Raw genomic sequence first — 21,170 nt, 5'->3', positions numbered from 1 at the left:
CACGCCTGTAATAGCGCCATTACCGATCCGGAGTGGCGCTATGTCAGAACAGTTTATCCCTTACGCACGCCCGCTAGCGCACAGGCTTTTACACGCTGTGCGCGGGCTTCCTCTGCTGCTATTGCTGGCGCTGGCCGCGACCGGCTGTGGCGAGAAAAAAACCGAAAAACCGGCACCGCCGCGTCCGGTGCGTTACCTGGTCGTCGCTAACAGTGCGGCAAACCCGCAAACGGTGCGCACCGGCGAGATCCGTGCTCATGATGAGACAACGCTGGCCTTCCGCCTGGATGGCCGCATGATTTCCCGTGAGGTGGATATTGGCGCGCGGGTGCATGCCGGGCAGGTGCTGGCCTCCCTTGAGAGCGAAACCGGTAAAAACCAGCTCGCCAGCGCCCGCGCCGATGTGGAGAGCGCCCGCGCGGCTGAGCAGGTGGCGGCGCTGAATCTGAAACGGATGCAGGCATTAATGCCCTCCGGCGCGATTGCCCGCACGCAACTCGACAGCGCCCGCGCCGACTGGCAGTCGGCATCATCAAAACTGAAAAGCAGCACTGCGGCATTACGCAATGCCGAGCAGAATCTGAGCTGGACGCAGCTGGTCGCCCCGGCAGACGGCATTATCACACGCGTTAACGCCTCTGCCGGGCAGGTGGTCAGCGCCGGGCAGGCGGTCTTTACCCTCGCTACCAGCGAGGCGCGCGACGTGGTGTTTGCCGTTGCCGACCCGCGCCAGCTGGCATCAAACGCAACTTTCACAGTTGCGCTGCTGGCGGATCCGTCAGTGAAGGCGAGCGGCAGCCTGCGCGATATCAGCCCGCAGGCCGATCCGCAGACGCGCACCTGGCAGGTGCGGCTGGCGCTGGCAAACCCGCCCACGGCGATGGCGCTCGGTGCCAGCGCCACCATTGCGCTGCCGGAATCAGCATCTGCAGGCTTTGCGGTGCCCGCCTCAGCGTTAAGCCGCCTTGGTCAACAACCGGCGCTGTTTGTGATTGATGATAAAAACCGGGCGCAGCCGCGCATGGTGACGCTGGGCGGCTATAGCGCCTCATCGGCGTTTATCCGTTCCGGTCTGCGCCCCGGCGACAGGGTAATTACTGCGGGCGTCAGCAAATTGCGCGCCGGTGAGCAGGTGATCGCCGGGGAGTTGCAGCCATGAAACGCTCGCGCTTTAACCTCTCGGCCTGGGCGCTGGAACATCAGCAGCTGGTCACCTTTTTTATGCTGCTGGTGATAGTGATGGGCGTGCTCTGCTATCAGCAGCTGCCGCGTAATGAAGATCCGGCGTTCACCATCAAAACGGCGGTCGTCACCGCTCAGTGGCCGGGTGCCAGCGTCGAAGAGACAACGCAGCTGGTCACCGACGTGCTGGAGAAGAAGTTACAGGAGATTCCGCATCTCGATTTTATTGAGAGCGAAACCCGCGCTGGCAGCACAATTATCAACGTCAACCTGCGTGATGACACGCCGCCAAAAGCGGTGCCCGGCATCTGGTACCAGGTGCGGAAAAAGATGCAGGACAGCGCCGCCGATCTGCCGCAGGGCGCGCAGGGGCCGCAGGTCAACGATGAGTTTGATGACACCTTCGGCACTATCTATGGCTTTACCGCCGACGGTTACTCGCCGCGTGAATTGCGCGATCGGCTGGAGACCATCCGCCGCAGCCTAATGTCGCTGCACGATATCGGCAAAATAAGCCTGATCGGCGAGCAGCAGGAGCAGATTGTTATCGCCTTCTCCCCGCGTCAACTGGCGGGAATGGGGCTGGATATTGAGCAGATCAGCACGGCGCTGAAGGCGCAAAACGCCATCGCGCCCGCCGGTACGATCCGCACCGGCGAGGATAACGTGGCGCTGCGCGTCAGCGGTGCGTTAAGCAGCGAAGCGAGCCTGCGGGCGGTGACGCTGCATATCAACGATCGCTATATTCCGCTCACCGATATCGCCACCGTCACCCGCCAGGCCGCAGAGCCACCCGCGCCGCAGTTTCGCGTCAACGGGCAACCGGCGCTCGGGCTGGCGATCTCGATGGCTTCGACCGGGAATATGCTGCACTTTGGCAAGGCGCTGGATGAGCGCATGGCGCAGATCCAGGCCCAACTGCCGCACGGCATTGAGATGGTAAAAGTGGCCGATCAGTCACAGGTGGTGAGCGGGGCGGTAAGCGGTTTTGTCCGCGTGCTGGTAGAGGCGGTGGTGATTGTGCTCGCCGTCTCCTTTGTCTCGCTGGGCCTGCGCGCGGGCCTGGTGGTGGCTGCCGCCATTCCGCTGGTGCTGGCGATGACCTTCGCCGGGATGATGCTCGCGGGGATCGGCCTGCAACGCATCTCCCTCGGCGCGCTGATTATCGCGCTCGGTCTGCTGGTGGATGACGCGATGATCACCGTTGAAACCATGGTCGCGCGCCTGGAAGCGGGGGAGTCGCGCAGGCAGGCCGCCACCTATGCCTTCAAAACCACCGCCTTTCCGATGCTCACCGGCACGCTGGTGATGATCGCCGGGTTTATTCCCGTCGGCTTCGCCGCCTCCAGCGCCGGGGAGTACTGCTACTCGCTGTTTGCCGTGGTGCTGATCGCGCTGCTCTGCTCGTGGGTGGTGGCGATCCTCTTCTCCCCGCTCACCGGCACCTGGCTGCTGCCCGCGCGCATCGATAAGCACGGCGATCGCGTCGGCAGGCTGAAACGCGGTTATCAGGCGCTGCTGCGCCTCGCGCTGCGCTGGCGGCTGACCACGCTGGCACTCGCGCTGCTGGCGCTGGGGTTGTCGCTGGTCGGCACCACCTATTTGCAGGGGGAGTTTTTCCCCGCCTCCGATCGCCCGGAGCTGCTGGTGACGCTCTCGCTGCCCGCTAACGCCTCGCAGACCGAGACGCAAAAGCAGGTGCAGCGCCTGGAGCGGGCGCTGGCCGGTAATGACAATCTCGATCGCTACAGCAGCTACGTCGGATCCGGCGCGGTACGTTTTTATCTGCCGATGGAGGTTTTGCAGGACAACGAGAACACCGCGCAACTGGTGGTGGTGGCAAAAGATCTCGCCGCCCGTGACCGGCTGCGCCAACAGCTGGAGACGCTGCTGGCAAGCCAGTTCAGCGCGATTACCTCTCGCGTGTCGCCGCTGGAACTGGGGCCGCCGGTGGGCTGGCCGGTACGCTACCGCGTGAGCGGGCCGGATTATGCAAAAGTGCAGACGCTGGCGCATCAGCTGGCGGCACAGATTGGCGGCTCGCCGCTGACGCGGGAAGTGAACCTGACCGCCGGGGAGCCGGAGCGGATGATCCGCTTACAGGTTAATCAGACCGCCGCGCGCGCGGCGGGCGTCTCCTCGGAAAGCATTGCCCGGATGCTTGATACCGTCTGGTCCGGCGCGACGCTGACCACGGTGCGGGATAACGATCGGCTGGTGGACGTGGTGCTGCGCGGTAACGATCGCGAGCGGCTCGATATCGGTACGCTCGGCACATTGATGTTGCCGACGTCTAACGGCACAAAAATTCCGCTGAGCGAAGTGGCGACGCCGGAGTGGGGGCTGGACGACCCGGTGATCTGGCGTCATCAGCGGCTGCCCTTTATCACTGTGCAGACGGATCTCGCGCCGGGCCTGCGCGCGGAAGCGGTATCATGCGGTCTGCGCCCGACGGTGGATAAGCTGCGCGTCCAGTTGCCTGCCGGGTATCGCATTGAGGAGGGCGGCACCGTTGCCGAGTCGGATAAGGGCAACGGCTCGGTGTATGCCGTGCTGCCGTTGACGCTGATCATTATGCTGCTGCTGTTGATGGTTCAGCTTCAGCGCTTCTCGCGCATGCTGCTGGCCATCACCATGGCACCGTTTGGCCTGCCGGGGATTGTGCTGGCGATGCTGCCGACCGGCACGCCAATGGGGTTTGTCGCGCTGCTGGGGGTGATTGCGCTGGCGGGGATGATCATCCGCAACGCGGTGATCCTGATTAGTGAAGTGGACAGCAATCTGCAACTAGGGATGCAACCTGATGAGGCGATTATCGCCGCGTCGGAGCACCGCGCGCGGCCGATTATGCTGACCGCCTGTGCGGCGATCCTCGGCATGATCCCCATCTCCCATCAGGTGTTCTGGGGCCGATGGCCTACGCCATTATCGGTGGGCTGCTGGTGGCAACGCTGGTGACGCTGACGGTGCTACCCGCCGCGTTCAGCCTGGTGCTGCAACTGAGCGCCCGCTTAGCCCCTGCGCATCGGGCGGCAGATAAAGATTAACGCCACCGCGCTACAGAGCGGGAAGATAGCCAACTGCAACCAGGGGTAGATCGCCTCAACCGAGGGGGTTAACGCCCGGTCGAGCTGGCTGCCAAACAGCAGGTTACCCGCCAGCACGGCAAAACCGCCCGCCGTCGCCAGCGCGCCATAGTGCGCGCCGAGCGTGGCGTCGTCGGCAAACCACGGCACCATATCTTTCGCCGCAGGCACCAGCAGCATCTGTCCGAGGGTTAATAACGAGACGAAGCTGATGGCGGGCAGCAGCCGCATCCAGCCCGCAGGCGGCGTGCTGGCGGCGCAGAGCGCGACGCTGGCAAAGCTTGCGGAGATGAGCAAAAAGCCCACCGGCATCATGCGCGCGGCACCAATGCGGCGCGTTAAGCGGGCGAGGGGCAGTTGCAGGGTGATAATCAACACCGAGGCCAGCATAAACAGCGGCCCGAGATCTTTTTCGCTGCCGCCCGCGCGCTGGATCTCAACCGGCAGCGCCAGGTAGAGCTGGTTATAGCTCAGTAACCAGGAGCTGTAGGCGAGGATAAAGGCGACAAAGCGCGGCTGGCGAAAGGTGGTCCACCACGGCGTGACCGCCAGCGTCTGGCGTTTTGGCGGCGCGGGCGGCAGGCAGAAGAAGAGCACAATCAGCGCCACAACAAACACGCCAGCACCTGCTAACGCCACCTGGCGAAAGCCGAGGCCGGTCATCAGCGCGCCCGCCACCGGGCCAAGCACCGCGCCGAGCTCGCCGCAGACGGCAAAAAGCGCAAACCACTCGGCGCGGCTGCGCTTGCCGCGGCTCTCGCTCTGTGCTCCGGCGCGCGCCAGTAGCGCTTCAATCGAGGGGGAGAAGAGCGCACCGCCAATGCCGGTCAGGCAGGCTCCGACAATAATTGGCCCCAGCGAGTGGCCGAACGCCAGCATCAGATAGCCCGCGACGCGGATAATGCAGCCGCAGAGAATAATCACGCGCGCGCCAAAGCGGTCCGATAACGCGCCGCCGATAAAGAACATCCCCTGCTGCGAGAAAGTGCGCAGCCCAAGCACCAGGCCGATCAGCCCGCCGGAGAGCAGTAAGTCATCGCGCAGAAAGATCGCCAGGAAGGGCACCACGGCGTAGAAGCCGATATTAAAAACAAACTGGCTACCGAGTAAAACAGGCGGCCAGAGCTGTTTCGCTGGCCGCAGGTGGGGAAAAGACATGCGGAAATCCTGATGTCAGGCGATGAAGTGGATATGGTTTTTGTCATGGCAGGGCGATGGCGTGATTTTCGCCTTCACGCGAAACACCTCCCACAGCAGATCTTCGGTGAGGATCGCCTGCGGCGTACCGCTCGCCACCACAGTACCGTGCTGCATCACAATCAGGCTGTCGCAAAACATCAGCGCATGGTTGAGATCGTGAATGGCGACGATGCTGGTCACCGGTAGCTCGCTGATAAGCTTCATCAACTGGAGCTGGTGGTGAATATCGAGGTGGTTGGTTGGCTCGTCGAGCAGGATCTCTGACGGCATCTGCGCCAGCGCGCGGGCAATGTGGACGCGCTGCCGCTCGCCGCCCGAGAGCGTCAGCCACCCCTGCTGGCTTTTCTCCAGCATGTCGACACGTGCCAGCGCGGCGGAGATGGTCTCCTCATCCTCCGTGCTCCAGCTGGAGAAGGGGGAGTGATGCGGAATACGCCCCAGTTTCACCACGTCGCGCACGCGCATATTGGCATCGGTCATGCCGTGCTGCTCAACAAACGCCACCCGGCGCGCGAGCTGCTTTTTGGGCAGCCGGTGAAGGTTCTGCCCGTCGAGCAATACACGTCCTTTATGCGGGCGGCGCAGCCCCGCCAGCACGCGCAGCAGGGAGGATTTCCCCGAGCCGTTCGGCCCCAGCAGGCCCACCGTTTCGCCACGCGCAACCGCCAGTGAGACATCGTTGACGATCACTTTTTTACCCACCTTCCAGGTGATATTTTCAGCGGCGATGCTCATTAGCGATTCCTTGAACGGTAAATAATAAAGGCGAAGAACGGCACGCCGACCAGTGCGGTGACGACGCCCACCGGCAGGCTCTGCGGGGCAATCAACATGCGTGAGGCGATATCCGCCAGCACCATCAAAATCGCGCCCGCCAGCGCACAGGCCACCAGCAGCCTGCGGTGCAGCGGCCCAAAGAAGAAGCGCATCATATGCGGCACCACCAGCCCGACAAATCCGATGGAGCCAGCCATGCTGACAATCGTGGCGGTGATGAGCGCCGTGGTGGTAAACAGCGCGAGACGCACCCACGGCACGGCGATGCCTAACGAGGCCGCCGCATCGTCGCCGAAGGTGAAGGCATCCAGCGCCCGCGAGTAGTAGAGGCAGATCGCCAGACCAATCAGCACAACCACCAGCACCAGCTGGAACTCCGGCCAGCGCACGCCGCTAAAGCTGCCCAGCAGCCAGAACATCACGTCGCGCGCCTGCTGGGCGCTGGCGGAGGTACTGATGGTATACGCCGTGACGGCGTTAAAGAGTTGCGAAGCGGCAACCCCGGCTAAGATGGTGCGCTCGTTGCCGCCGCGCGCGCCGTTGGTGAGAAACGCGACAAACGCAAAGGCGGCGAAGGCTCCGGCAAAAGCACCCGCCGAGAGCGATACCGCACCCGCGCCAAGACCCAGCACCACCACAGAGACCGCACCGGTCGATGCGCCCGCCGAGACGCCGAGCACATACGGCTCGGCCAGGGCGTTTTTCAACAGGCTTTGCAGCACCGCGCCGCAAATCGCCAGCCCGGCACCACAACAGGCGGCGACCAGCGAACGGCTGAGGCGGAAATCCCAAATCACGCTTTCATAGATGCGATTGAGCGGCTCGGCGGTCAGCCCAAGTTTATTGCCAATCGCATAGAAAACGCTGGGCAACGGAATCGCCAGCTCGCCGACGCTGGCTCCTACCGCAATCACCACCACTAGCAGCACAACGGCAAGCAGCGCGGCACTACTTAACCACAACGTTTGTCGCGTTGGGTGCAACGCTGCCATCAATTAAGCCCCATCTTTCTCAGCTGTTCAGCAACCTGCTCTGCGCCATAAATGGTGCGAATGGTGGGATTCATCGCCTGGCCATCCATCACCACGATGTGGCCTTTTTTCACCGCCTCAAGCTGGCTGACGGCGGGATCGCTCTTCAGGAATTTAATCTTCTCCTGGGCGTTATCCAGCGCCCAGCGATTGCGGTCGAGGCTGGAGACGACGATCACATCCGGATTAGCTGCGATAATGCTCTCCCAGCCAACGGTCGGCCACTCGGTTTCGGTGGTGATGGCGTTATGGCCGCCGAGCACATTGGCGATAAAACCGGAGGCACTGTTTTTGCCGCCGACGTAGGCGTCAGCGGAAGGGGATGAGCTGGAGAACCAGAAGACGAAGGAGAGATCTTTTTTGTTTTTACCAAACTCTTTACGCAGATCGGCTTCGCGCTTTTTGAAGTCGGCAACCAGCGCCTGGCCGCGATCTTCAACGTTAAAGATCTTCGCGAAATCTTCGATCTCCTGGTAGAGATAGGTCATGTCCCACAGTTTCTGGCGGCTGCCGTACATATCGCCGGTGCCTTTTTTAGTGGCGCACATGCCCGGCGACATATAGCTGTTAACGCCGACGGTGGCGAGATCTTCGCGCTTCGCCACTTTGCTCTCCGGCCCCAGCAGCAGCGGCGATTGCGCGGCTACGAAATCCGGGGTTTGCGCCAGCACCGACTCCAGGGTCGGGATCTCTACCGTCAGGGTTTTGATCTTCGCATTTTTTTCCGCCAGCTGCGGCAGGACTTTGGTCGGCCAGAAGGCGGTGGCGGCGATTTTATCCTCTAAGCCGAGCAGCAGCAGGATCTCGGCGGTGTTTTGCCCCAGCGCGACCACGTGCTCAGGGGCTTTGGTGAAGGTCTCTTTGTAGCCGCAGTTTTCAAGGGTGAGGGGATATGTGGTGGCATAAGCAGAACTTAATGAGGCAAGCGCCAGCCCCAGCGCGCAGAGAACCTTCTTCATTCAACACTATCCTTCATTAACATTATGGTGATTTATGGGATCATCGAAATAGTTTCGCAATGATAATGAATCCTATTACGAATGCGAGATCTTCTTTGCGCGAAGGGTTCAAATTTGTTTTATGAATGAATTTTTGAGGATTCATATTTAGTGTAAATATGATTATTTAATTTAAATTTCGCCCCCTTTTGGTCGATAACTCTTTTAAGGCAATTCGCATTTTATGCGGTGCCACATCGTTTTGTCGCTCTATCACCCAAGGGATCACTATGTCAGTCAGGCGTTTTTCATTGCTCGTTTTTGGTCTGTTACTCTCTATCTTCCTTATCAGCTCCGCGTCTAACCTCTGGTCGCTTACCCGCAGTAACGACTCGCTGGATAACGTAAACAAAGAGATCCGCGTGGTGCTGTCGGTCATCGATCCGATTAACCATAGCCGTACCCTGCGCGTACGCCTGATGGAGGCGATGATTAACGCCTCGCTGGGCGATAGCCAGAAAACCCAGGCCTCCCTTGAGAGCGCCAATGAGGTGATGCAAAAAGCCTCGTCGGCGTTCAATAACTATCTCGCCGCGCCGCGCGTTGCCGGTGAAGATGCGCTTGCTACGCCATATCGCCGTGCCTGGCAGAACTATGTTGATAACGGTTTACGTCCGCTGATGGATGCCGCGAAAAGCAACGACACCGCGCGCTTTAACCAGCTGGTCAGCACTACCATTCCTCAGTTAGATCGTCAGTTTGAGATCACCCTTGATAACCTGCTGGCGTTCCGTGAAAAGTATGCCCAGCAGCTGAACAATGAGGCGCAGAGCCGCTTCGTTAACAGCATGGTGACCATCGGCGTCTTTGCGCTGCTGTTTACGCTGATCATTGTGGGCATCTTTATCCTGCTGCGTCGTCGTGTGCTGTCACCGCTGGATGCCGCGCGTCTGCACTGCCAGAAAATGGCGGCGGGCGAACTGAATCTGCCGGTGGTTTCCAGCTCCAAAGATGAGATCGGCGGCATGATGAGCGCGCTGGAGCAGATGCGTCTCTCGCTGGTGCAGATCATCTCTCAGGTGCGTAACTCCAGCCAGAGCGTGGCTTACGCCGCAGAAGAGATCGCCGCAGGTAACACCGATCTGTCGGCGCGTACCGAAGAGCAGGCCGCCTCGCTGGGGCAGACCGCTGCCAGCATGGAAGAGCTGACCTCAACCGTGAAGCACACCTCTGAAAACACCCAGCAGGCCAACAGCCTGGCGGGGAATATGCGCAGCGCGGCGCAAGAGGGGAATGCGATTGTTGAAGAAGCTGTGGTGTCGATGAAGGAGATCGAAACCAGCTCCGGCAAGATCGGCACCATTATCGGCATCATTGAAGATATTGCTTTCCAGACCAACATCCTGGCCCTTAACGCCGCCGTCGAAGCGGCGCGCGCAGGCGAGCAGGGGCGTGGTTTTGCCGTGGTGGCAACCGAAGTGCGTAACCTCGCGCAGCGCTCCTCCGTGGCGGCGAAAGAGATCAAAGAGCTTATTGAACTCTCCGGTCGTCAGGTGCTGGTGGGCAGCGATCGCGTTACCAGCGCAGGCGAGAGCATGCAGCGTATTATCAACTCGGTGAAGCAGGTTTCTGAACTGATGTCGGAGATTGCGCTCTCCACCGGCGAGCAGAGCCGTGGGATCGATCAGATCAACCTCGCGGTGGCGCAGATGGATACCGTGACCCAGCAGAACGCCGCGCTGGTTGAAGAAGCCTCTGCCGCAGCCTACTCGCTGAAAGAGCAGTCTCAGCTGCTGGAAGAGGCGGTTGCGGTGTTTAAGCTCAGCTAATCAGGCGCAGCCGTTAACTTGAGGTCAGCCATGCTATGTGGCTGGCCTTTTTTATGGGCTTTGCTTTACGCTCTGCTGCACAACCACTGTTTTGTCGGGAGTTATTGATGAAAGGGTTTTCTCGCGGGTTAATTGCCAGCTTACTGTTGAGCGCCGGGGTAAGTGCTGCGCCTCAACCTGACGCCGCAAGCCGCACCTATGCACAGAATTACAAAGATGCCGCACTGGCGCTCTGTGTAGCGAAAGCGTACGCCAGTGAACCAGCTGCCAGTAAAGACGCATCAGCCAGCGCTGGCGGTTTTGATAACTGGAGCGAGTATGATGCCGAAAAGGGCGCCGGGAAGATGGGCGAACTGGCCGACCGCTATCTTGCAGGAGAGTATCACTCCCATCAGGGCAGCGATGTAAAACTTAATCTGATGAAATGCATCGACATGTATCACAGCGCAGAGCTTGCAAAACAGGTCAAAGATTTTGTGCCACATCCCGAGCGCAGTTGGGCGCAGGATCATGCTTCAGCAAAGCGCGGTAAATAAGATTCCGGCAATTAACGCGAAGGGGTAATTTAATTACCCCTGTAACGCGTCCTTATAAAAAATAATCTGAATTTTAGTTTTCTGCTTATTCCCTCTGCGCAGCGGTGACGAGATTTATTGATAATCCTGCGCTGTTATTTGTGAAAGGGAATAAATGATGACTACAGGACGTAGAGAGGGAACATTGCGTCTGATGACGCTCGGTGAAATTGCCATGGCACGTCAATTTTACGGCGATGCGATTGTGTATAGCCGCGTCTGGATCCACTGCGACAGCTACTTCCCGTTTGGGCTGCAGCATCCGGATTATGTTATGGCGCCGAATGGGGAGATTTGGTACAGAAAAGAGCGCTATAGAGATGACTTTTCTTTGCCTTCTGCGACCCTGCAAGAAAAACACACCTTCATCCATGAGTTAGGGCACGTGTGGCAGCATCAGCATGGTCAATGGGTGCGCATCCGAGGAGCTTTTAGCTGGGCAGCAAATTATTTTTATCAACTCGACAGAGAAAAGCTTACAGATTATCCCCTTGAGCAACAGGCCTCTATTCTGGCGGATTACTGGTTGCTTCATATTCATGGTATTAATGTTTGGCGGTTATTTCAGAAACAGAATCAACCAGGACGATATTGCGGAAAAGATGATATTCGTGATATCCCGACGCTGTATCGAAAAATCATTACAGGCAGAGGGTAAGGATGATGAGAGCAAATATGCTATTGATAGCAGTATGCATGCTATCTGGCTGCATCGGGTTTCTTGACAAAATGACACGAGAAGTGCCGACAAATCTATTTTTGATGAATCATGAAGTTTGCGCAGTCTCGATCATGAAACCCGGCGAAAAGATGGTCTCGGCTGAGATTTTCAGTACTGATGAAGGAAAGCGTTTTGAACTCTTCCCGGATAAGCCGCGTTATATTGCTGCGGGTGATTGCCTGCCCATGTTTAGCACTGCATTCAGGGCAGGGGAAAAATATGCTTACTCCTGGAACGTTGTACCTGTCAAAGGTGATGCCTACCTCATCACCGCCCAATTTACCCTCTCCACCGATAGCGCAGGGCATCTTTCAGTGAGCGATACCTCAATCCGCTGACTAGCTTTCAAGATATTTATCCACCAGATTCGCGGTATAGGTGCTGGCCATCAGAATATCCCAGCACCGCATGGCAAAGGTTTTATCATCAGGAATAGTTTCTCCGACGAGGGTGTTGAGTTCATTCTCTGTCACACTCAGCCCGCTTTTGTAATCGGGGTAATCTTTCATGAATTGCCCGACCGTTGTGTCGCCATTCGCCAGTTTTGCAACATCTTCAAGCGCATTGTCAAAACGACTGTTGGCAACAGTCACTCCCCTCGCCGGGGATTTCCGCTGCAGACCCAGTAGCCTGACCCACAAATCGTGATTGCGGCTTTGCTGTTTTATCATTTTCTCTACGTCGATGGTTGGCAGGTCACCAGGGAGGTAAGTCCTGGCCCGGGTAAAGAAGCGCCTGGTATCACGCATTCTCTCGCTGAAGTAAAAAGGATACGCCGTTACTTTTTTGTTCAGGATATGCGCCAGAACCTTACCGGTGGGTAACGAGCCAAACGCGCCGAAGCAGGAGTTAAGCCTGATTTCTTTTATTTTCGACCAGTCCACTGTGGATGTTTCACGCAGCCCCAGGCCACGAATCACCTCTGCAAGTTCAGAGGCATCCATTGCATTAACGCTTGATGCAGCACCATGTGCCGTAATGATTAATTGATTGCCGTTGACGACAAAACTGGCGTCCTGTCCCAGCAGTGACTTCATGCGAAGATTAGTCAGTGAGATATTGCCTGCATAGACTTTGCGGTTTTTAAAAATCTCATCGGAAAATTGCTCTGCTTTGACAATAGCTTTATCGAGTGGCAGACCCGCATCCAGGTGTCCGGGATTTACCATAAAAAACTCACCGTTACCCAGGCTGTACATGACATGCCTTGTCGATGAGGCATCAGAGGTTTTATCAAAAATGATCAATTGTCCTTTGGGCACGTTTGCCAGCTGTTGTTTCTTAATCAGGACGGCATTCGTTAATAAGTTGGTTATGGGCTGATGAACAACGCCAGTGGTGGTAGTGGATAACAGGGGCGTTAATAGATCTTTCAAAGCCCTGGCCTGCTCTTCTGCCAGCTCCCCTGATTTGCTGAGGAATTCAGTGGTAGTGGCGGCGATATCGCTGCTGTTCGCTGCCGATAACGGGGCATCTTCTGCAAGAGATTTTAATGAAGGGGAGTCAAGCTGCAGCCCTTTCGGTCTGCCCGCGATAAGCTGCAAGTCTGGTAACTGCGCATTTCCCCTGCGCCTGAATGTTCCGTTCACAAACTCGCCAAGCTGTTCTGCGGTTAATATTCGTTTGCCCTCACCGAGGCTGCTGTTAAGCACGCTATTTTTTACCCCAGCGAAGCGGCCATTACCGAGGCTTACCATAATATGGATCGGGCGCGGTCCTTTGGCCGGTAAATTAGGATCAACCTCCATAAACATCAATATTTCGCCCTGCTTTACACTAAGCAGATTCTCATGGCTGTTGATTATGGTACTACTTGCAAAGAGATCATTAACGTTGCCTGGGGAGGAGGCGCTAGCGCGTTGGTATTTTGTTGCCTGACGTATGCCGGTACGTAACGTTATGGCCGGGCCTTTACTTATAAGTTCGGCATTCTCAAGAAGAGTAACCGCATAATCCCAACTGATGTCGGATGCCTGGCTTGTTAGCCTGCTACGTCTTGCCGCCTCGCGTACAGGATTGGCCTGCTCAATGGTGTCGAATGCCATTTTTTTATTGGTGCTAGCGATGGCAGCAACATCATCGACACTTTTTTTTGGAAAATACCAGATAGGTCGCTTGAGAACCAATGCATTAGGCAGTTGGCTATTGGGCCCTCGCACGAGATAAGGGCTATAAGACCCGTAATCTATTTTTACCTTACGCAGTTCGTTCAGGGGATAATCAGCGTACTTTATAAGCTTTCTTTCTGACGTAATATTGGCATACTTTTGAGCCCACATCTCCTCGGGCATAATGATTGGTCCACTCAACTCTGGATAGAGTCCATTAAACTGGCCTGCAGTAATGTCAAAAGCGTAATCTCTACCCTTTTTTGTGCCGATAAGCACGAAATGATTGGTTGCTGAAGTATCCATGCCATTAACAAAAAAAGCCATGCCCCGGCATCTGATGTTTGTAAATTCCTTTTTTTTCATGAAAGTAGCCATAGTTGTAATAACAAGTTCGCATTTTTCAGACGGGGATAATATGGCGCCACTTAATCCGCCGGTTTTTTTTATTTCTTCAAGATATGCCTCTGCATTAACATCTGGAGTGCTGATGATGTTTTCAAAGACTTTCTCCTCTTTTAAACCTTCCCTCATTGGTTGCTCACCCATAGTAACCAGTGGGTACTTTATTTCACCGCCACGTAACCCGCCATAATTTTTATTTATTACCCAGTTTTCATCTTCTAAAATAACCGGTTCACCATAACTAAAACGTCCCGGGTTATTAGGGTCAACAGTTCGCCAGGTGTGCGCATAATCATCCCAGCGTATTTGATAGAGATTGCCATCGGATGTAATAAAATACTTGCCATTCATTTTACTGTCGGTTGTTGAGGTATAAACGTCAACGCCATGTACATGAGCCTTTGATAAATCGTCCAATGAAATGTTTGTGGTTATGTATTTAGCAGGAATGCTTCTACCTTTTAATGCACCTTGCACATCAGTGTTAATGATATTGCTCAAGCCAGAGGTAAGTTTACTTTTAGAGAAAGAGATTTTTGATAAATCTGCTAAATTAACAGGTGAAACAAGATCGATGAGCGCATTGGCGCTGATTTTTGCCAGCCCCGATGCGTTGATGAAGCCTTGTTTTCCCATTTGTTTAATTACGTATTTTTGCAGTCCTTTTCCTACTAATCCAATTTTCCTTCCTTCGCCAATTATTTTTCCCATCCCTTTGGCATTTTTAAGCAATGCTGCACTTTTAGTTCCCGCCTGGGAAGCAACAAAGCAAATGCTCATGACATCAAGCATAATTGATGTGGCATCAACCTTGTGCTCTGGGTCGTTTATTGAACCACGTATCTCAGCATAAAAAGGAATAACTGCATCAGCTATTTGTTGAAATAGTGTCGGCTGGTATAACGCCGTTTTTCGATTAGTAGCGGAGCGCTTCAGGACATCATGAAAAGCTTTATTCAAGGTTTCTAATAGCGTCTCTTGTGGTTGCTCAGTGTTAAGTGAAAAGTCATAGGTTAATCCATAATATGCGCGATCCTTAAAAGGAGTGTCATAAGTAATACCATCATTATCCTTGTATAAGGTGTTTTTTATTAAATCTTCGAACTCCTTTTTCTTTCTGGATTCAACGGTGCTGTATTTTCCAGCCTTTGTATTCCTATTGTTAGGGTCAAAGTTTTTAAGAAAGAAAGATTCGAGGAAAACAGACTCAACGCCGTGATAATGTGTTTTTTCAGGAGTAAGGGTGGCAATTGTCTTTAACCAGATATTTTCCATCATCTCTTTACGAGAGAACGTCCGGCTAAAAAGAGCGTCAGGAAAAAGAGAGAAGAAAACCCAGCGGCCATCTTCTAGTTCAATAAATAACATTCCGCCATCATGTTTATCATTAATGTCAGTTGACTGTAGTACGTTAAAATAGAAACGCTTTTTGACGCTGGATGTGATCTCATTTAAAGAGAGATCGGATGACAGAAGGAAGTTTTTGGTATTTTCACTGGCCTCGTAATCACTGTATTTTTCCTTGTAGGTGGCAAATTGCTGATAATACTCGCTATCAGAGTTGAAATAATTGCTACCTAACATATGTGCCAATGGTGTAAACCCTTCTGGCATTTTCTTGATTTTCTTGAGTGGGTTCAATGAATAGGCATCAGCATAATAAATATCAATAACGTTATCTATATCTATCGTCCTTAGGGTGTTATAGTTACCGTTGTTTTTTAATAACCAGTAGAGCAAGGGGGGTAATAATTGATTCGCTTCGGGATTTTCATCGTCTGCATAGCTTTCCTGGTAAATTCTCTCTGCTTCTTTATTGCTCCATTCTATATCCTGATAGCTGTTTTTCAATGTCGGCAACCGAACAGATGATTGCTGGATTTTTTCTATTAATTCCTGGCTGAGAGTATGGCGTTCAATGAGTTGTGCAATCATTGTTTGTGAAATGCTCAATGTTTTTAATTTATCGAGTTCGAGTTGAGTGTAAGCCTCTGTTGCTGAATTTCTTATGGCAATTTTCTGTAAGGTGAAATCAATTAGTAACTCTTCAGCTATGCTTACATCATCATTAAATCCTGCTGGTTTTTTCTTAACAGCAAGGGCTTTTTTCACATAGTCAATACTGATATTTACCAAACGATAATTTTTATTATAGTCGTCTATGACTTTTTGGTATTCAGCTTTCCGATCGAGTGTTTGTTTCCTCAAGGTACTGAGTTGTTTGATTCTGGTTTGATGCGTATTAATTGTTAACTTAAGGGCGTCTATGTTCTCCTGGGCTATTGGTTTATCAACTGATAACGGCCTCTCTAAAAGGAAATCAAGCCAGTAAGATATATCTTTCATACGGGCAGAGATAGCGGCGTATTGTTCTTTGATCTGTCGATCAATAGCCGCAATGCTGAGTTGGGCAATCTTTTTATTGGCCTCATCTGCCGCAACTTTAGCTTGTCGCGCGGCATATAAATATGAACTCTCTTCTTGCTCGCTTGTAAATTCTTCACGATATAAATTCAGTAGGTTTTGATTCCAGTTACGCTCTTCATTTTCATTACTCTTGTCAGGGTTGTAATAAGCAATGGATTTTTGCAGTTCTGAAACCTTATTACTTAATGAGATTATACTCATGAGAGCACCGCTGGTCGGCTTTTCATAGAGCCTATAAAAACCCTGCTCAAGTATTTTTTGCAAGTTATATAATAAATTATCCAGCGACGTGAAATTATCTCTCCATAATATTGCATCTATTTTTTCTTGCGTTTCATTATCAAGCGTAGCATCCTGGATGCTTTTTAGAAGACTATCGAGATCGAATGCGTCTGATATCAACTCTTCATCAAAATAGTGCCATTGACTGTTCTCCCTAACGAGAACGAAAAATTTCTCAATGCCATCTGCGGTGACTGTTACGCCACCTACATTTGGTTTTACCCAACTGAAATGCCAGTAGCGATTTTGCAGATAGATATAATATTCCCCCGTTTTATCTTGATATACCACTCCCTCTATCCCAGGTCCTGAACCAGCAGGTCGCACAGACGAATCAAGATCCCATTTTTTCATTTCGCCAATTAAATCTGTCGATAATGTATTAGGCACAATAGTGTTATCAATATCATACGCATTATCCTTGGTTTGCAACGGGACCCATGCGCCAAGGGCTTCATTATAATGTATGTTGAGATATTCACGCGTCCCGGCTTCATGTATTTTCCAGGTTTTCAGCTCTTCAGAGCCACGAAGGAGAATAGACGTGATATGCCAGTAATATCCGTTGGCCTGTATATAGTGCTGACCCGTAGACTTGTCCACGAACAATCCATTGTTTAATTTTTGTAATTTTTCGGAGGTGATTTTTGCGGCGTTATCAGTACTGAAAAATGCCTTAATATAATCTTCAATGCTAAAATTACCTACGTTTTTTACAGGTAGTGGGCTTGTGTCAAATGTCGGTGCCGGCCCCCACTGTTGATTTACTTTTCTTATATTAAAGATTTTTTTCTGCTGAGCACCATTAGTGTTCACCGAGATAGATGCTGTCGCATTTCCTGTGAAAATTATCGGCCAGTAAAAACCATTAAGATAGATATAGTGTTTATGGCTTTCACTATCCGTGTAAATTTGAGCCTCTTTGCCACCAGCCATATTGTCATAATAAAAGGCGCTGTGCGCTGGCCAGCTTTTAACTTGTTTATAAAGCTCAGGTGTGGCTGTGCTGTTAGATAAATCTACTGACGAAGTCGCGTTTCCCCCGACCTGTTTGTCTGAATCCGTAACGGCTTTATCACCTTCATCTGCCGGGTTTTTAGGCTTAACAGGGAGGGCAGGGTAATTGTTTTTTGTGTTTTCATTTTCAGTTGCTATCCACGTATTATTCTTGAGATGAACCTCTATTTTTATTTCACTCTCATTTTCATAAGGGTTTAGAGTGATGACACCCTTCTGATTGCTTTTAAAATCAATGGGCCAGTATTTTTGATTTATATAAATATAAAAATTGCTGCCCGCATTATAAACTGCGCCTTCTTGTCCGTTTTTAAAGCTGGAATTTAAAAATCCACTCCCGGTAGTCAGATTTTCGACGATACCTTTCAAGCTACCGGAAACCTGAGAGGAGATAGCTTTATTATCATCCTTATCCGGTGTGGTATTCAGTGCTATGCCAGGTCGGGGAGCGCCGCTGCCTGGCGCAAACCTTTTTACCCGGCCGCTGCGGGATAATAACGGCACTTTTCTTTTATTTGTGGTGGTCTGGTCAGTGCTTGCTGCTGTAGAGGTTTCACGCTGTGACGTTGTTGTTTCAACCGCCTGGTCTTCACTGATATCTCTATCCCCGGCGATGGTGTCGTCAGCGGTTAATTCAGTTCCGGTCTCCTCTGTGGTTTCATCTGATTCTGAATCACTCTCCTCTTCCTCAATATCCGCCATGCTGAACTGCTGCAGCATGCGGTTAATTCTCTCGCGCCGCGCATGCACCGCCTGCGCCCAGGCTTTCTGCATCGCGCGCTCCGCGCTGGCCCGCACCACGGCGTTCACGCCGGCGTAACCGCCATACGCGAGGCCGAACCACAGTGCTTCCTGTGGCAGGCCGACAATCACTTTTTTGGTCAGCGCCCTGGCGTAGGTTTTTTTATCCTTTAGCAACTGGCTGCCGACGACGGTGGCGGCCACGCCATATCCACCCGCCGGGGATAACGAGAGCGTCAGCCGGAAGGCCAGCTTCGACATCTCCTGATGAAACAGCCGGTTTCTGACCCGCTCATTTGCCGGTCCTTCACCCAGCCGCACGCGGTTCATCGCCCTGAGGTTTTTGTTCAGCGTCCAGCCGGTTTTCGCACCGCGCAGGGCGATGCGCACGGGGAGGGAAACCGGGCCGGTCAGCAGTTTCATGCCGCCTGATATCGCCGCTGACAGCGCACCGGTGAGGATCTTCTTCTCCGCCCAGTGCTGAACATCTGCCGGGACAGTGCGGGTGCCCGCGAGGATCTCCTCCGCCGTCGGCGGGTAGACCGTCGTCCCTTCCGCGGTATGTTTTAACGCAATGGCGACCCGTTTCAGCAGGCTCTCTGCCTGCGGATCGTCAGGCCCGGCAAAGTGCTGGCGCTGCCCGCTGAGCAGCTCCGTGAGTAATGTATCGAAGAGTTCATTTGCGCGGGTGCGTTCATCGCCCGTGAGGCCTGCAAGGTAATCCTGGCGGAGCGTCTGCGCCCACTCCGCGATGCCGCGCGCCAGCATGCCGCTGCGGGAGAAGTTATCCGGCGCCTGGCCGGTGAGCTGAATGGCCTGGGTCTTGACCTGGCTCTTCAGGGTTTTCAGCGTCATCAGCCACTCACCGGCTTTCTCCTGCAGCGCTTTTCCGCCCTCATGCCCGTGGCCGCTCAGCCGCACGGCGGCGGCGTTCAGCTGACGGGCAATACCGGCCAGCTGTTCAGCGGCCTGGATCACCGTTTCATCCATACGCGCAATTGCTTCAGCGCTTCCCGGCGCCGGGTTAGCCCGCAGCTCATCGCTCAGGGCAAAGTAAAATTCGTTGAACCAGGTTGTTTCCGCGAGGCGTGTGAGGGGAGCGAGCAGGGCTTCCATCTGCCGGGCGGCATTGTCCGCGATCTGCTGCCAGTGGTCTTTCTCCAGGGCAAGCCGCCGGGAAACCAGTTCATCCATTAACGCTGATTCATGGGGAGCGGCGATCTCCCGGCTGAGCAGCAGTTGCTGCTGTACCGCTTCCTGACGCACCCAGGCATAGCCCGGCAGGAGCCTGAGCCGCCGCTCTGCCTGCTGGATCTCATCAAGCAGAAGCAGGGCGGTGTTGCTGATGGCCTGGCGGGTGCCCTCGCTGACGGCAGGAACCCGATGCAGGGTATGTTTGGTTTTTGAGGCTGCCCGGCTGACTTTGCTGGCGGAGGTTTTCGCCAGCCAGACGGAGGCCGCGCGCGCAGCACGACCCTTCTTCCTCCCCCTGTCCCAGACCACGTTTTTTATTCTCTCCGTTAACGCTCTCTTCTGTCCGGGCTGAGGATCGGCGGGGGCGGGTTCCGTACGCTGCTTCTCCTGTAAAAGATGCACGGCCACCGAGCCCAGCGCATCCGCCAGTGGCACCATGCTGCCGGCAAGCCTGGCGCGCGCCGGTTTGCCCTGTCGCGCCGCCCTGTTTACGGCGGCAACCAGCGGGTTCCCGGCAAGTGCATGCCCGGTGGGGGCATCATCCACAGCCCGCAGATAGCGGGCATACTGCTGATAGCCCTGGCTCCAGTGCATAAGCTGCTCCGGGTGCATCTGCCCGGAACCGGACTCCGCGAGCAGCATATCCAGCGCAGCGCGGCGTGCTTCGCGCGCGCCCTGAAGAAGGGTGTCTGCCCGGGTCTGCAAATGGGCCGCCAGCCGCTGGCGGGTCAGGCGGCTTTCCGCGACCAGTGAGGCTTTCAGCAGGTCGAATTTTTTATACTCTGCGCTGAGCGCGTTGCTTTGCGCGAAAAGTAAACTGTCGAGAGTCTGCCGGCTTTTCTCGCGCGCGGCGGCCTGGCTCTCCTGCGGGAAAAGTTGCTCAGCCGCGCGGGTGACCAGCTCCCCGCGTGCTTCGCGCGCCGTCTGCTCGGCTTCCTCCTCCCAGTTCAGCGTGCTGATTTTCCGGGTGGCGCTGAGGTCATCCAGCGCGGCGCGCAGGTGCTGAAGAACGTCGTCTGAAGCCTGGAGCAGATCAGGGGAGAGCGCCGCTTCTGAGCTGAGCACGGCACTGAGCGTGTCAACAAATCGCCGGGCGGGTTGACGCAGCGCTTCAGGGATATTCAGCCGCTCGTTTTGCAGAATCTCCTGAAGCTTCTGCAGTGCGTTTCTGTCCGGACTGACGGGGTTATAACCCTTCCCGTGAAATTCGATCAGCTGAGGCAGTTTTTTATTTAACGCCTCTTCAATGAAATCCCTCAGCTGTTGTTTTTTATTTTCATCGGGCGGGGTGCCGGTGTTTGCCGGGCGGCCTGATGACTGGAGAGTTATATCTTCTGAGTCGTCGAGGAAAAGTTCATAAATATCAGCGGCAAGCTGTGAATAATCATTTTTAAATGATGCCTCCGGCAGCGCCGTCTCAAAAAGATCGGCCAGTTCGCTTGTGGTGTCGGGCATACTTTTAGGAAGAATATCGTAGTCGGACATGGTAAGCCCCTGATAATCATCATCTTGCGCCTGAAAGATGAAAGCGGTGGTCGCTCAAAAAGATGGAGAAACGAACGGGGTACGAAGGTAATTTTTAAGCATCAGCAAAGGGAGGAGGGGCTTCAAGGGAAATGGTTTCTTTTCGGATGTTTCACGCGGTAAATATCCCAGC

The 21,170-nt window shown here is 54.2% G+C and carries 10 protein-coding genes and 1 pseudogene; 6 read left to right on the top strand and 5 right to left on the bottom strand.

Features of this window, described 5'->3' with window-relative positions; translation table 11 throughout:
- The first annotated feature begins 40 nt into the window (after positions 1-40).
- Both BWI95_RS02740 and BWI95_RS02735 read left to right on the top strand, forming a co-directional pair.
- Positions 41-1,159 carry an efflux RND transporter periplasmic adaptor subunit gene (locus BWI95_RS02740; RefSeq protein WP_076768968.1) on the top strand — a complete coding sequence of 373 codons (1,119 nt, stop codon included), beginning with the start codon at positions 41-43 and terminating at the stop codon, positions 1,157-1,159.
- Positions 1,156-4,229, top strand: a pseudogene (locus BWI95_RS02735) (efflux RND transporter permease subunit). The gene BWI95_RS02740 and the pseudogene BWI95_RS02735 overlap by 4 nt, the downstream one beginning before the upstream one ends.
- Here the strand turns inward: BWI95_RS02735 and BWI95_RS02730 are convergent.
- From BWI95_RS02730 to eitA, 4 genes are read right to left on the bottom strand one after another with little or no spacing between them, the layout of a single operon-like run.
- The gene (locus BWI95_RS02730) at positions 4,194-5,426 is read right to left on the bottom strand and encodes an MDR family MFS transporter (protein WP_076768967.1); all 1,233 of its coding nucleotides are present in this window, start codon (positions 5,424-5,426) and stop codon (positions 4,194-4,196) included. The pseudogene BWI95_RS02735 and the gene BWI95_RS02730 sit on opposite strands and share 36 nt — an antisense overlap.
- Positions 5,427-5,441: 15 nt before the next feature.
- On the bottom strand, positions 5,442-6,203 hold the full coding sequence (gene eitC / locus BWI95_RS02725) for a siderophore ABC transporter ATP-binding protein EitC (protein ID WP_076768966.1): 762 nt from the start codon (positions 6,201-6,203) through the stop codon (positions 5,442-5,444).
- Positions 6,203-7,237 (bottom strand): FecCD family ABC transporter permease, encoded by a 1,035-nt coding sequence (locus BWI95_RS02720; RefSeq protein WP_054804526.1) that lies wholly within the window; start codon positions 7,235-7,237, stop codon positions 6,203-6,205. Before BWI95_RS02720 ends, eitC begins: the two co-directional genes overlap by 1 nt.
- Positions 7,237-8,235, bottom strand: coding sequence for a siderophore ABC transporter substrate-binding protein EitA (eitA, locus tag BWI95_RS02715; RefSeq protein ID WP_076768965.1), 999 nt, complete (start codon positions 8,233-8,235; stop codon positions 7,237-7,239). Before eitA ends, BWI95_RS02720 begins: the two co-directional genes overlap by 1 nt.
- Before the next feature lie 269 nt (positions 8,236-8,504).
- Between eitA and BWI95_RS02710 the strand changes: the two genes are divergently transcribed.
- The 4 genes from BWI95_RS02710 (at position 8,505) to BWI95_RS02695 (ending at position 11,677) form a co-directional block, all read left to right on the top strand.
- Positions 8,505-10,043 (top strand): methyl-accepting chemotaxis protein, encoded by a 1,539-nt coding sequence (locus BWI95_RS02710; protein WP_054804525.1) that lies wholly within the window; start codon positions 8,505-8,507, stop codon positions 10,041-10,043.
- Positions 10,044-10,150: 107 nt separating this feature from the next.
- The gene (locus BWI95_RS02705) at positions 10,151-10,579 is read left to right on the top strand and encodes a T6SS amidase immunity protein Tai4 family protein (protein WP_076768964.1); all 429 of its coding nucleotides are present in this window, start codon (positions 10,151-10,153) and stop codon (positions 10,577-10,579) included.
- A gap of 157 nt (positions 10,580-10,736) precedes the next feature.
- A complete protein-coding gene (locus BWI95_RS02700) occupies positions 10,737-11,276 on the top strand; it encodes a hypothetical protein (RefSeq protein WP_054804528.1) in 540 nt (179 codons plus the stop codon).
- Positions 11,277-11,278: 2 nt separating this feature from the next.
- Entirely contained in the window at positions 11,279-11,677 is a 399-nt protein-coding gene (locus tag BWI95_RS02695; RefSeq protein ID WP_076768963.1) for a putative T6SS immunity periplasmic lipoprotein, read from the top strand.
- On the opposite strand, the gene BWI95_RS02690 is transcribed toward BWI95_RS02695, so the two are convergent.
- Positions 11,678-20,998 carry a hypothetical protein gene (locus tag BWI95_RS02690; protein ID WP_076768962.1) on the bottom strand — a complete coding sequence of 3,107 codons (9,321 nt, stop codon included), beginning with the start codon at positions 20,996-20,998 and terminating at the stop codon, positions 11,678-11,680.
- Between the last annotated feature and the right edge of the window lie 172 nt (positions 20,999-21,170).

Origin of the sequence: Kosakonia cowanii JCM 10956 = DSM 18146 (assembly GCF_001975225.1) — a bacterium.
Taxonomy (GTDB): domain Bacteria; phylum Pseudomonadota; class Gammaproteobacteria; order Enterobacterales; family Enterobacteriaceae; genus Kosakonia; species Kosakonia cowanii.
The sequence above is the reverse complement of the archived record's forward strand: the minus strand, read 5'-3'. Positions and strand labels throughout refer to the sequence as shown.